Here is a 12,018-nt window from a genome sequence, read left to right on the forward strand (position 1 = left end):
CGATGCTGTCCTTCATCATCCCCACGCTCAACGAGCACCAGACGATCGAGCGAACGCTGCGGTGTCTGAGCGCCTACTCGGGCGATCACGAGATCATCGTGTCCGACGGGAACAGCAGCGATGACACCGTTGAGATCTGCCGCAGGTTCGCCGACCGGGTCGTCGTGCACGAGCACCCACGCAGGCAGACGATCGCCGAGGCGCGCAACGCCGGGGCGGCGGCGGCCCGCGGCGACCACCTCGTCTTCGTCGACGCCGACGTGCTGGTGCCCGACATCGACGACTTCTTCCGGATTGCGCTCGACGTCTTCAGGGCCGACGACCGGGTGGTCGCGTTGACCGGCAGGTACCGCGTGCACCCCGAAACAGCGACGGCAGCAGACAAGTACGTGTTCACGATGCTCGGCCTGCAGTTCTGGCTGCAGAACAACCTGCTGGGCATCGGCGGTTCGGGCGGCGAGTTTCAGATGATCACCGCCGACGCGTTCCGCGAACTCAGCGGCTTCGACGAATCGCTGACCGCCGCCGAGGACATGGACCTGTTCCGCAGGCTTTCCCGGATCGGGCGCACCCGATTCGAGAGCCGCCTGACCGTGTATCACTCCGGGCGCCGGGCACACGCCCTCGGATGGCGGACCCTGCTGTGGCAATGGTTTTCGAACTCCGTGTCGGTGTTCGCGTTCCGCCGCTCGGTCAGCAAGGAGTGGACGGTGATCCGTTGATCGAGGTGACGGGGCTGTCCAAGGCCTACGACGGCGGGGTTTGCGCGCTCGCGGATGTCAGCTTCGCGGTGCCGACGGGCTCGGTCCTTGCGCTCCTGGGCCACAATGGTGCCGGCAAGACCACGACGGTGCAGATCCTGTCGACGCTGATACCGCCGACATCGGGGCAGGCGGTGGTCGCCGGCTACGACGTCGTCGAGCAGGCCGACGAGGTGCGCACCAGCATCGGCGTGACAGGCCAGAGTGCTTGCCTCGACGAGCTTCTCACCGGACGCGAGAACCTGATGCTGTTCGGCCGGCTGCGTGGCATGCGGCGTAGGGCCGCCCGGCAGCGGGCCGACGAGCTGATCGAGCAGTTCGAGCTGGGGCACGCCGCGAATCGCCCCGTGCAGACGTACTCGGGCGGGATGCGGCGACGCGTCGACATCGCCATCGGACTCGTGACCACGCCGAAGGTGCTGTTCCTGGATGAGCCCACCACGGGTCTGGATCCGCGAAGCAGACTTCAGGTGTGGGAGCTCGTATCATCACTGTCGGCTCAGGGTGTCACCGTGCTGCTCACCACGCAGTATCTGGAAGAGGCTGATGTGCTGAGCAATTCGGTCGTCATCCTCAACGGCGGGCGGGTGGTGGCCAGCGGGACCGCGGAGGAACTCAAGGCGCAGACCGGCGCCACCTACTGTCAGGTCACCCTCGTTCACCCTGCCGACATCACCAGGGTGTCGGCAGCGCTGGCCGAGATCGCCGAGGTCGACGCCGACCGGAACAGCAACACGGTGTCGGTCCGGGCGGTCGACGGGGTCGGCACCCTCAGCGAGGTGGTGCGCAGGACGGATCAGCTCGGGGTCGAGCTCATCGACATCACGCTGCGCAGGCCCACGCTCGACGAGGTGTTCCTCAACTTGACCCAGGCAGCGCTTGCACCGTGAGTTCCCTTGCCGCGCTGACCGAACGGATGGTGCACGTCGCACTGCGCGACTTCGACCTCGTGCTCGGCGTGGTCGCCCCGGTCGGGACGCTCCTCGGCCTGAACTTCGCACTGAGGCATGTGATCGACACCGGGGACATGAGCTATGCCGACTATCTACTTCCCGGCGTCATCGTGCAGGCGATGTTGCTCGGTGCGGTGACGACCGCGGATCGCGCCGGCTGGGAGAAGGCCAGCGGTTTCGCGGTGCGACTGCGAACGCAACCCATTTCGCTGCTGGCGCCGATGACGGCGCGGATGCTGTACTGCCTGTTGCGGGGCCTGCTGGCGATGGCGGCGGCCTTGGCGACCGCGTATCTGCTCGGCTTCCGGATGTCGGGCGGATTGGTCAGCGCCGCAGCATTTCTCGTCGTGCCGCTGCTGTTGACGGTGGCGCTGTCACTGGGCGCCGATGCGACGGGCACCTGGATCGGAAGGGTGGGCGCCGGCCAGCTGCTGATGGTTCCGCAGCTCGTGCTGATTCTCGTCTCGACGTGTCTGGCGCCGGCCGAGTCGTTCCCCGGCTGGGTTCAGCCGTTCGTGACGCACCAGCCGGTCTCCCAGATCACCGACACCTTGCGCAATCTCGCCGCCGGGCAGGCGTCGAGCGCAGAGGTATTGATCACGGTGGCCTGGTGCTTCGGTCTGCTCGCCGCGTTCGGCACGATCGCGGTGCGGACACAGAGGCGGGCTCGATGAGGACGGGTCCACTCATCACGACGGCGATCCTCGCCGAACGGATGGTGACGCACTGGCGAAGGAACCCCGTCATCCCCATGCAGTCGCTGTTGCTGCCGACGCTGCTGCTACTGACCTATCACCTCGTCGTCAGCAAGTCGATGGTGCAGCTCACCGGCAGCGACAACCTGAGCGCACTGGTGCCGATGTGCACGGTCGCCGGCGCCATGATGGGGGCGGTCGGAGCAGGCTTCCAGCTGCCCACCGACCGGGACAGCGGCCTGCTCAGCCGCTTCTGGGTGCAACCCGTTCAGCGATACACCCTCCTCGCGGGAACCCTTGCCGCAGAGGGCGTCAGAACGCTCGGGGCCGGGATCATCATCGTCGCCGTCGGCATGGCTCTGGGCCTTCGATTCCAGGGCAACCCGCTGGCCGTGGTGCCGTTCCTGCTCATCCCTGTGCTGGTCGTCGTCGTCTTCGCCACCATCGTCGCGTCCGTCGCGGCCACCCGGCAGAGCACCGCGCTGCTGACGGCGCTCGGCGGCGCGACCATCGGCCTGGCGTTCTGCACCGGCGGCTTCGCACCCGTCGAGCTGTTCCCGTCCTGGTTGCAGCCGCTGATCCGGCTGCAACCGCTGACGCCGGTGGTGGAGTCGATGCGGGCACTCGCCGACGGCGACGCCGCCGGACCGGCGATGCTCGCCGGCGTGAGCTGGCTCGCCGTCCTTCTCGCGGTCTTCGGTCCGTTGGCGGCGCGTGGTTATCGCCGTGCCGGCCAATCGGGAGGCGCCGGCTGACCGCCGCCCGACTCGTTGCGCCGGCGTTCGTCGTCGATGCGTTGCTTGCGGGCTTCGGCGCGGGTGATGGTGCGTTTGGGCATCATCAGACCCTCGGTGTGCTTACGCGGGCTTGCGGTGACCGCTACTTGGGCGGTAGGCAAGCACAACTCGGGAAACAACGATCGGGACCCCGGATAGGTGGTGGCGGTGCAGCCGTCAGGGTCTGTCCAGACGATGGTGCCGTCGGGGTATTGCACGCTGCTCCAGCCCGGCCAGAAGGTTTTCAGAAGATGGTGCTCCCGACACAGGCAAGCCAGGTTCGACGCACACGTCGGCCCGTGCGGGTAGGGGATGGTGTGGTCGATGTCGGCGATCGTCGCCGGTCTCGAACAGCCCGGAAATCGGCATGTTTGGTCCCGGCAGCGGACGAAATCGGCCAGCTTTGTGGACGGGCGATAGCGCGGCTCTGATGGAGCCTGCCCGGGGTGAATCAGCGCCTTGATGGTGGCGTGCAGGGCGACTTGCGCGGCGACCGGCGCAGGCAGGACCGCACCACCGAGGATCTTCGCGGGCCGCGCTTGACAGAATTCACCGGGATCGGCGGCGAGCTCATCAAGCAGACCGCGCAACGTGTACGTCTGCCACGGCTTCGGGAGCAACGGGGGATTCTCGCCGACCAGAGCACGCCTCTGGGCAGTGAGATCGCCGATAGTGGGTTGCGGCAGCTCGATTGCAGCGCAATCGCTGTCATCGGCTACGCCAGCTTTTCCGTGGGCGCCGCCGTCGTGCTCGCGCGCATCCTCGGGCCCCGCGTCACCATCGGTCTGACGAGCGAGGTCGCCGTCGGACTGCTCATCGCGAGGCTGATCCGCGTCGGGGTCCCGCGCGTCGTGAGGACCTGCGTCGGCGTCGGACCGGGCAGCCTCGACCACGTCCTGGTGGGCGATCACATGGATCACCACCCCGCCGCCGGCGGGCTTGGCGGCCGCATCGCAGGCGTCGGATTCGCACAGGCAGGGCAACCGGTCCCAGCCATAGGCCATGGCGGACAGGGCTGCTGCGCGACGCTGATCCAAGGTCCGCGGATCGCGGTCACACACCGTGCGCGCCAACGCATCGGCGCGCTTGTCAATCGCTTCGCCGTCGGGTGCCAACACCGTCGCCGTCACGTAACACACGCCGTTGGCAGAGTCGGTCTGCACGTCCAGGTGCGTGTCGCGGCACGCCGATTCCGTGCGACGCTGCGCATACGGATCGTGGCGTAGCACGAGTTCGTCGACATCTTTCTCGGATTTCTCGCGAGACTTCGCACCCCACCTGACCAACAGATCCGCCAACTCGGCGTCGATCTCGCGTAGTGCATCGGGATCTTTCACCAGCATGGTGCGCGTGCAGATCGTGTGGACCAGACGGTAGGACATCAAACCCTCGGCGAACACGGCGGCGACCCGTGGCAGCCGCTCGCGTAATGCCACGGCATCGGTGAGCAGCCCGCTGGCCACCCCGCTGGTCACCTCGTGAGCGGCTCCGATCTGCGCGCACACTGCCGACCAGTTGTCGCATCGCCACTGATCCCGATTCGCTGACCCTGAGGCGGCATAGGCCGCGTCGAGCATGTCGGCCATGTGCCCGAGCCGCGCGGCGCAGGCGGCATTCTCCAGCCGCGCGCACGCACGGACCCCCTCACCGGGGGTGCGAGCGGCCGATACCGCCGCCAGAAACTTGTCGAACACACTTTCGAATATAGTCAGCCGACGGGCACTCGACAGGGCCAGGATCTACCCCTGGGGATGGATTCAGGTTTGTGGACAACTACCTCCCCCAGGCGTTGGAAACCCTGCTTGCCGCCTGGGCCGCGTTCGCGAATTCGCAGTCCACCCAACCCTCTTCGTCATCGTGAAGCGCTCCGGTACACGCCACCGGAGCCGGTATCCGTTTCGCGTTCGGCGGCTTCGGCGCCACCCGAGGCCCCTTCGAGGGCCACCAGTTCTTGTCGCCGATCAGTACGCACGCCGCGGGCACGGTGACGGTGCGGACCACGAACGTGTCCAGCAGCAGCCCGACCCCGATCACGAAACCCATCTGCACGATCGTGCTGATGCTGCTCACCGTCAGTGCGAGCATCGACGCCGCGAAGATCAGTCCCGCCGATGTGATGACGCCGCCCGTCGCACTCACCGTCCGGATCACGCCGGTGCGCACTCCCTTCGCCGACTCGTCACGAATACGGGAGATCAGCAGCAGGTTGTAGTCGGCCCCGACCGCCACCAGCACCAGGAATGCGAGACCCGGTACGCTCCAATGCAATTCCTCACCGAGGAGGAACTGGAACAGGATGACGCCGATACCCAGCGCCGAGCCGTAGGACAGAATCACCGTCGCCACCAGATACAGCGGGGCGACAATGGCTCGCAACAGCAGTGCCAGAATGACGAACACAACGATCAGCGTCGAGATCATGATGAACCGGCTGTCGCCGCTGTAATAGTGGCGGATGTCGCCGTTCACCGCGGAGAAACCGACCATCGATATCTCGGCGTTGGCCAATGTCGTGTTGGGGCGTGCGCTTTCGGCCGCGGCGATGATGTCGCCCACCTGATCCATCGCGTCGCGCCCGAACGGATTCAGCGCGGTCTGCACGAGATAACGGACGGTGCGGCCGTCCTCGGACACGAACAGCTTCGCGGCCTTCTCGAACTCCTGCTGGGTCAGCACCTCCGGCGGGATGTAGAAGCCCGACATCGGAGGTTCTGCCGCGTCGGTCCGCATTGCGAGCAGGAATGACGACGCCTGGTTCAGACCGCCCCCCAGCTGCCGGGTCTGGTCCACGAGGAGTTGGACGCCCTCGGCGAGCCTGCGGCTCGAATCGGCAAGTGTGTTGGCGCCGTCGAGCATGGTGTCGAGTTGCTTCTGGACGCCGCCCGGCTCGCCGATACCCAGATCACGGGCGGCTTGCGTTGCCGCGGTGAGGTTGTCGCCGATACCGCGCAGTGCCTCCGACACGGAGTCAGTGCCGTCGGTGGTCTGCAGTTGCCGGGACAGCTCGGCGATTCGGGTGAGGGCGACGTCATCGCGCGAGGCCGCGATCCGCTGAAGCTCGGCCCGTGCCCTCACACACGCAGGATCGATGTTGCACGTCAGGCTGGTGTTGAGCCCGTTCACGACGGGCGTCGCCCAGACGTAGAAGTCGTTGACGCGTTTGACGTTCTCGCTCAAGGCATCTCCGAGCGAGCGCATGTTGTCCACCAGGGTCGCGGTCTTGTCGATCTCATCGAGGGTCTCCGCGCCGCCGAAGCGCGTCGACATGTCGTCGAGCGCACCTGCCAGTCCACGCACGCTGCCGAGTGCGCCGACCACGCCGTTGCGGATCTCGTTCAGCACGTCGGCGAGTTGCCCGGCACCGTCACTGAGGGTGTTCAGATTGCCGTCATTGTCGTTGATCAACGTCGACGCCTCACGCAGTTTCCCGCCGACCTCACCCGCCTGATAGGTGGCTCGCGCCTGTTCCAGCGTCTCCCCCGACGGCCGCGTGATGCCGCGCACCATGTCGATGTTGGGCACCTGCGCGACGCGGCCCGCCATCTGCTCGAGGTCGGCCAACGCCTTCGGCGTCCGCAAGTCCTGGTCCGGCGAATGGACGGTGACGAACTGCTGCAGGGTTGTGCTGATCGGGAAGTGCCGGTTCATCACCTCGTAGCCGACGTTGCTCTGCGCATCGTCGGGCAGCGACTGGCGGTCGTCGAAGTTGTAGTTCATGAACAGCACACAGGAGGCCAGGCCCCCCAGCACGAGAAGGCTCGCCATGAGGTGGGCGACGGGCTTGCGCACGATGTTGACGCCGGAACGCCGCCAGAACTGGCGGGTGAGTTCCTGTTTCCTCGGCGCGATCCATCCCCGCCGGCCGGTCAGCACGATGAACGCGGGCAGCAACGTGATGGACGCCAGGAAGCCGATCGCGATCGTGATCGCCAGTGCCGGGCCGATGGTCGAGAACACCCCGAGGGTGGCGAAGGACAGGGCCAGGAACGTCAGCGCAACGGTGCCTGCCGATCCGGCGATCACCTCCCCGATCGACCGCAGCGCTTCCACGAGGGCGTCGTCAGATTTGAGGCCGGAGCGTACAAGCTCCTGATAGCGGCTGAAGAGGAAGACCGCGTAGTCGATGCCGGCTCCCATCATCATGCCGGTCATCAGCACCATGGTCTGCGGGCCGAGCCCCAGACCCATCTCGCCCAGGGCCGCCACCACCTGCTGCGCGATGCCCAGTGAGATGCCGATGGTCAGCAGCGGGATGATCATCGCGACCAGGTTTCGATAGACGACGATGAGGATCAGCAGCACGGTGATCACCGTCGAGATCTCGATGATGAGCTGATCGCGGGCACCGATTGCGTTGATGTCTTCGAATGTGGCTGCGGCGCCGACGAGATTGGCGGTCAGCGCGGTGTCGGCGGTCGCGTCCTCGACCACCTCTGCGACGTGCCGGTAGGCCTCCTGCCCGCTGGGGGCGCCCATGTCACCGGTCATGCTGACAGGCAGGTTCCACGCCTTGCCGTCCTCGCTCGACATGACCTGACGCAGTTCAGGAGTCGAGATGAAGTCCTGCACCGACTCGACGTTCACCGTATCGGCTTTGAGATCGTCGACGACGGTCCGGTAGACGACTTCGTCGGCGGGCGTCAATCCGTTCTCGTTGCTCAGGATGACGACGGCGATATTGCCCGAGCCGGCCTCCCCGAACGCCGCCTCCATCTTTTGGCTCGCGATGAATACCGGGGAATCCTCGGGCAGGAACGGCGGCGGGTTCTTCTGCGCGACAACGGCGAGCGGAGGCACCGTGAGGAAGAGCAGCACCGCGGTCGCGACCCAGGCTACGATCACGACGACGGGGTGACGCACGATCGCACGGCCCAGGGCCGGAAGCCCCCCGTGCTCAAACACTTCTGACTCCCGGGAAGGACGATGCGTGAGATTCGCGGTGGCCGTTCACGGAACTCGGGGTGACGTCGAGCCGTGCGCGGCGGTCGCGCTGGAATTGCTCCGCCGAGGGCATCAGGTCCGGATGGCCGTGCCGCCCAACCTGGTGCGGTTCGTCGAGGAGGCCGGACTCGAAACCGCCGTGGCCTACGGGGTCGATTCCCAGCAGCAGCTTGAAGCCGATGTGTTCCGTCAACCCTTGCGAATTCGGCATCCCTGGGCCGCGTTTCGAGAGGTGCGGGACTACATGACGCAGGGCTGGGCGCAGATGAGCAACACGCTCGTGAGCCTGGCGGCGGACGCCGATCTCATCCTGACCGGCACCACCTACCAGGAGCTGGCCGCCAATGTGGCCGAGCACCACAGCATTCCGCTGGCAGCCCTGCACTATTTCCCGTTTCGCACCAATCCGTACGTCCTGCCCCTCAAGCTGCCGGCACCCGTGGTCGGATCGGTGTGGCCGATCGTGGAGTCGTTGCACTGGAGAGTGATCCGCCCCGCCGAGGACGCACAACGCCGCGAACTGGGACTGCCGCAGACCAGGGTCAGAGCCATCCGCAGGATGATCGACGGTGGTGCCCTGGAGATCCAGGCCTACGACAAAGAGCTCTTTCCGGGATTGGCCGAGGAATGGACCGGCCGCAGACCTGTGACCGGCGCCTTGACCTTGCAACTCGACACTCGCACCGACGCCGCGACGTCGGAATGGATCGACGCTGGGAGCGCGCCGATCTACTTCGGCTTCGGCAGCATGCCGGTCGAATCCCCCGCCGCGGCCGTGGCGATGATCTCGCGTGTGTGCGCCGACCTCGGGGAGCGCGCGCTGATCTGCTCGGGCGTCTGGAAACTCGACGGCGCCACCGCCGACCACGTCAAAGTGGTGCGCTCGGTCAATCATTCGGCCGTGTTCCCGAGGTGTCGAGCCGTGGTCCACCACGGCGGTGCGGGCACGACGGCAGCGGGTCTGCGCGCGGGTGCTCCGACGATGGTGCTGTGGATCGGCGCCGAGCAACCGCTGTGGGCGGCAAGGGTCAAGCGATTGGGAGTGGGCCAGGCACAGAAGTTCGCGGCCGTCACGGCTGACTCGCTGCGCGCAGGGTTACGCAGCGTGCTCACGCCCGCGTCGGCACAGCGCGCCTGGGAGCTGGCGGCACGCATGGCCACACCTGCGCAAAGCCTATGCGCCGCAGCAGATCTCCTCGAAGCCTCGGCGAAAAGGGGTCGGGTACCGGTCAAAGTACCTCGCCGCTGATGCCGAACTCGGCCAGAACGTCTGCCGCCAGCGCTCGCAGGCGCGGCTTCGTGTTCCGCGCACCGGGCTCATACGCCGTCACCCCGATGTTCATCTTCCCGCCGACACGTCCCGCCACGAGCACCAGCTGACCGCCGGCGCCCTCGATCTGGCGCCGCCTCACATTCTGGTCCACCGCGCGGAGGTACCCGTGCTCGGCGACGGTCCCGTCGATCTGGAAGCCCAACTCGGGCAGTTCACCCACGCTGGAGCACGACACCGGCTGAGGGCCGAACACCGTAGCGCCGAGTCCTCTGACCGCGCGCCTGGGGATGAACGGGGTCAAGGGCTGGAGCGCGAAGGTTTCGTCGGGATTCTCCCGCAGCGCGGCCACCGCCGCGCGGATGTCCCGTCGCGCATCCGAAAGATCGCCGGCCGCGCGCACCGGGTCGACGTTCACGCCCGCGAATCGCAACGCGTTGGCGCGGGTGTCCTCCCACGTCCGATCGGACAGCGCGAGGACGAGGTCGACGGTCCCGTCGGCACGGCAGCGGCCCATGCGGTGCGCAAGCCCCGCCGCGAAGCCGGCGAACAGCGAATGGCTGTTCCCCCGGTGCCTTTTCGCGCTCCGATCCCAATCGCCGAGGTCGATGACGACGGAGATCGCAGGCACTACGACCAGCTCGTCGGGGTACCCGACGTGACGTCGCTGCGGTTTCGGGGGTGTCTCGTCGCGCCGCCGCCGTGACAACCGAACTGCCGCGACCATCGCGCGGCCGGCGGCGCCGATGCCGCGCAACGTTTCCCGGGTGTCCTCTGCGAGCGCCTGGCGACGGGTGCGTGCGTTCGGCGCCGGATGATCGAATTCACGAACCGAGCCGGTGATGGCCTCGACCAGCGTCTGCGCCAGACCCAATCCGTCCATCAGACAGTGCGATGCGACGAGCGTGACCGCTGTCGAACCGTCCGTCATCGGAAGGACGCCCAGATGCCAGCCCGGTCCCGTCTCCGGGTCGACCGGGACCTGCGACCGTTCGTCGATCCAGTCGCTCAGGTCCTCGCGCGGTCGGGGTTCCTCCGCGACATCGAGGTCGCACCCAGGACCTGTCGACGAGATCCACCGGTGTCTGCCGAACGGGAGCGGGGATCGCTGGATGCGTCTGCCCGCGAGCCCATGGCCGAAGTTCTCGTGAAAACGTTTCAAGCCAACATGATCCAGAGGATGCTCGTAGACCCACACGAGCTGGACCACCTGCGCCTGCCCCGTTGCGCGCAGCGACAAAAACGTGGCCTGGTCGATGTAGGCGAGCCGGTCGTCGCGCATGTCAGACGACCGCGCCGATGAGCTGGAAGTCGGAAAGCGTGCGCTCCACGCGCACGCGCAGCGCAGACCTCGTGTCGACGACTCCGCCCGCATAGCCCACCACGGCGAGCGAGAGTCGGCCGCAGACCCGCGCGCTCACAATGGTGAGCAGACCGTGCCGCTGCTCCAGCACTCTTCGGGTCACGTGCTGGTCGACGCCGCGCATCAGGACGTACTCGGCATCGGTGCCGTCGAGTCGTGCAACGTCGGACGGCACGTTGCCCATGTTGGAGCAGGACACCGGCTGCTCGGCGAAGTTGAACGCCATCTCGGCGCCCCGCCTGACCGCGACCTTCGGCATGAACGGGATCAGCGGCAGCAGCTGCTCGGCCTCCTCGGGCACCTCCCCCAGCGTGGCCAGCGTATGCCGGATCTCGGCTCGCGCGCCGGAAAGATCCGTGCACACCACCGCGGGATCGATACGCACACTGGCCAATTGCACAGCGTTGGCACGGGTGTCGGCGACGCCGGCGCGGTCGTTGATGGGAATGATCAGCGGGACCTTGCCGTCCGCCGCACGCCTGCCCATGGAATCGGCCAGCCGCGCGCAGAATCCGGCCAGTAATGAATACGCGTTGCCCCCGAGGGCGGCGGCCCGCCCATCCCACGCGTCCAGGTCGACGAACACCGAGACCGAGGGGACCGCCACGTGCCGGGTGTCGTCGAAACCTCTTCCGGCGACTCCCTTCGGCGCCGAGCGCGCCGGGCGGTCAAGCAGCCTGCGGCGCGCGATGCGGCCCGCGATGCCCAGTGTGCTTCTCACTTCCGGTAAGTCACGTCGGCTCTGCCGGAGGTCCTCGACCACGGCGCGACGGCGGGTGCGCGACCGCGGAGCCGGGTAGCCGAAGTCGCGGATCTCGCCGGTGATGGCATCGAGGATCGTCGCGACGGCGCCTCCGCCGTCACTGATGCAGTGTGACAGCGTCAGGCACAGCGCCGTCGAGCCATCGGTCATCGGCAGCACTCCGAGATGCCAGCTCGGGCCCCACTCGGGGTCGACGGGCCGCACCGCCCTTTCGTCGAGCCAGTCGCCGAGGACGGCGCGAGGGCGGGGACGGGCCTCGATGTCGAGATCGGCTGGGGGCCTGACGGCCCTCACCCACCGGTGCCTGCCGAACGGTACGGCGGAGCGCTCGATGCTGCGCCCCCACAAGCCGTTCCCGAAGTCGCGGTGGAAGCGCCGGACGGCGTCGAGGTCGACCGGATGTTCGTAGATCCAGACGCACTGCATCGCAGCGGCTTGGCGGGTGGCGCGCAGCCCCAGATACATGGCCTGATCGACGTAGTCGAGCACCGTCATG

General features: G+C 67.1%; 9 protein-coding genes. 5 read left to right on the forward strand and 4 right to left on the reverse strand.

The features are described from left to right. Nucleotides 1-2: 2 nt before the first annotated feature. Genes AWC12_RS16930 through AWC12_RS16945 form a run of 4 tightly spaced genes read left to right on the forward strand, consistent with a single transcriptional unit; the run spans nt 3 to nt 3,164 of the window. Nucleotides 3-722, forward strand: a complete 720-nt coding sequence (locus AWC12_RS16930; RefSeq protein WP_085175697.1) for a glycosyltransferase — start codon at nt 3-5, stop codon at nt 720-722. Next, complete coding sequence (locus AWC12_RS16935; protein WP_234814057.1) at nt 719-1,651, forward strand: efflux ABC transporter ATPase subunit, DrrA-related; 933 nt, start codon at nt 719-721, stop codon at nt 1,649-1,651. The genes AWC12_RS16930 and AWC12_RS16935 overlap by 4 nt, the downstream gene beginning before the upstream one ends. Continuing rightward, nucleotides 1,648-2,388, forward strand: a complete 741-nt coding sequence (locus tag AWC12_RS16940; protein ID WP_085175701.1) for an ABC transporter permease — start codon at nt 1,648-1,650, stop codon at nt 2,386-2,388. Before AWC12_RS16935 ends, AWC12_RS16940 begins: the two co-directional genes overlap by 4 nt. Next, the gene (locus tag AWC12_RS16945) at nt 2,385-3,164 is read left to right on the forward strand and encodes an ABC transporter permease (protein WP_085175703.1); all 780 of its coding nucleotides are present in this window, start codon (nt 2,385-2,387) and stop codon (nt 3,162-3,164) included. The genes AWC12_RS16940 and AWC12_RS16945 overlap by 4 nt, the downstream gene beginning before the upstream one ends. Here AWC12_RS16945 and AWC12_RS31645 read toward each other — a convergent pair. Then, a complete protein-coding gene (locus AWC12_RS31645; RefSeq protein ID WP_234814052.1) occupies nt 3,128-4,879 on the reverse strand; it encodes a DUF222 domain-containing protein in 1,752 nt (583 codons plus the stop codon). The genes AWC12_RS16945 and AWC12_RS31645 overlap by 37 nt on opposite strands. 79 nt (nt 4,880-4,958) lie before the next feature. Continuing rightward, nucleotides 4,959-8,087 (reverse strand): MMPL/RND family transporter, encoded by a 3,129-nt coding sequence (locus tag AWC12_RS16960; protein ID WP_085175705.1) that lies wholly within the window; start codon nt 8,085-8,087, stop codon nt 4,959-4,961. Between the two features lie 25 nt (nt 8,088-8,112). Here AWC12_RS16960 and AWC12_RS16965 point away from each other — a divergent pair, with 25 nt between their 5' ends. Beyond that, the gene (locus tag AWC12_RS16965; RefSeq protein ID WP_085175707.1) at nt 8,113-9,375 is read left to right on the forward strand and encodes a glycosyltransferase; all 1,263 of its coding nucleotides are present in this window, start codon (nt 8,113-8,115) and stop codon (nt 9,373-9,375) included. On the opposite strand, the gene AWC12_RS16970 is transcribed toward AWC12_RS16965, so the two are convergent. Both AWC12_RS16970 and AWC12_RS16975 read right to left on the reverse strand, forming a co-directional pair. Beyond that, nucleotides 9,356-10,678: a hypothetical protein gene (locus AWC12_RS16970; RefSeq protein ID WP_110808664.1), complete on the reverse strand. Its 1,323-nt coding sequence runs from the start codon at nt 10,676-10,678 to the stop codon at nt 9,356-9,358. The genes AWC12_RS16965 and AWC12_RS16970 overlap by 20 nt on opposite strands. Before the next feature lies 1 nt (nt 10,679). Beyond that, complete coding sequence (locus tag AWC12_RS16975; protein WP_110808665.1) at nt 10,680-12,017, reverse strand: hypothetical protein; 1,338 nt, start codon at nt 12,015-12,017, stop codon at nt 10,680-10,682. Nucleotide 12,018 lies beyond the last annotated feature (1 nt).

It is taken from the genome of Mycolicibacterium iranicum, from assembly GCF_002101705.1.
GTDB lineage: Bacteria > Actinomycetota > Actinomycetes > Mycobacteriales > Mycobacteriaceae > Mycobacterium > Mycobacterium iranicum.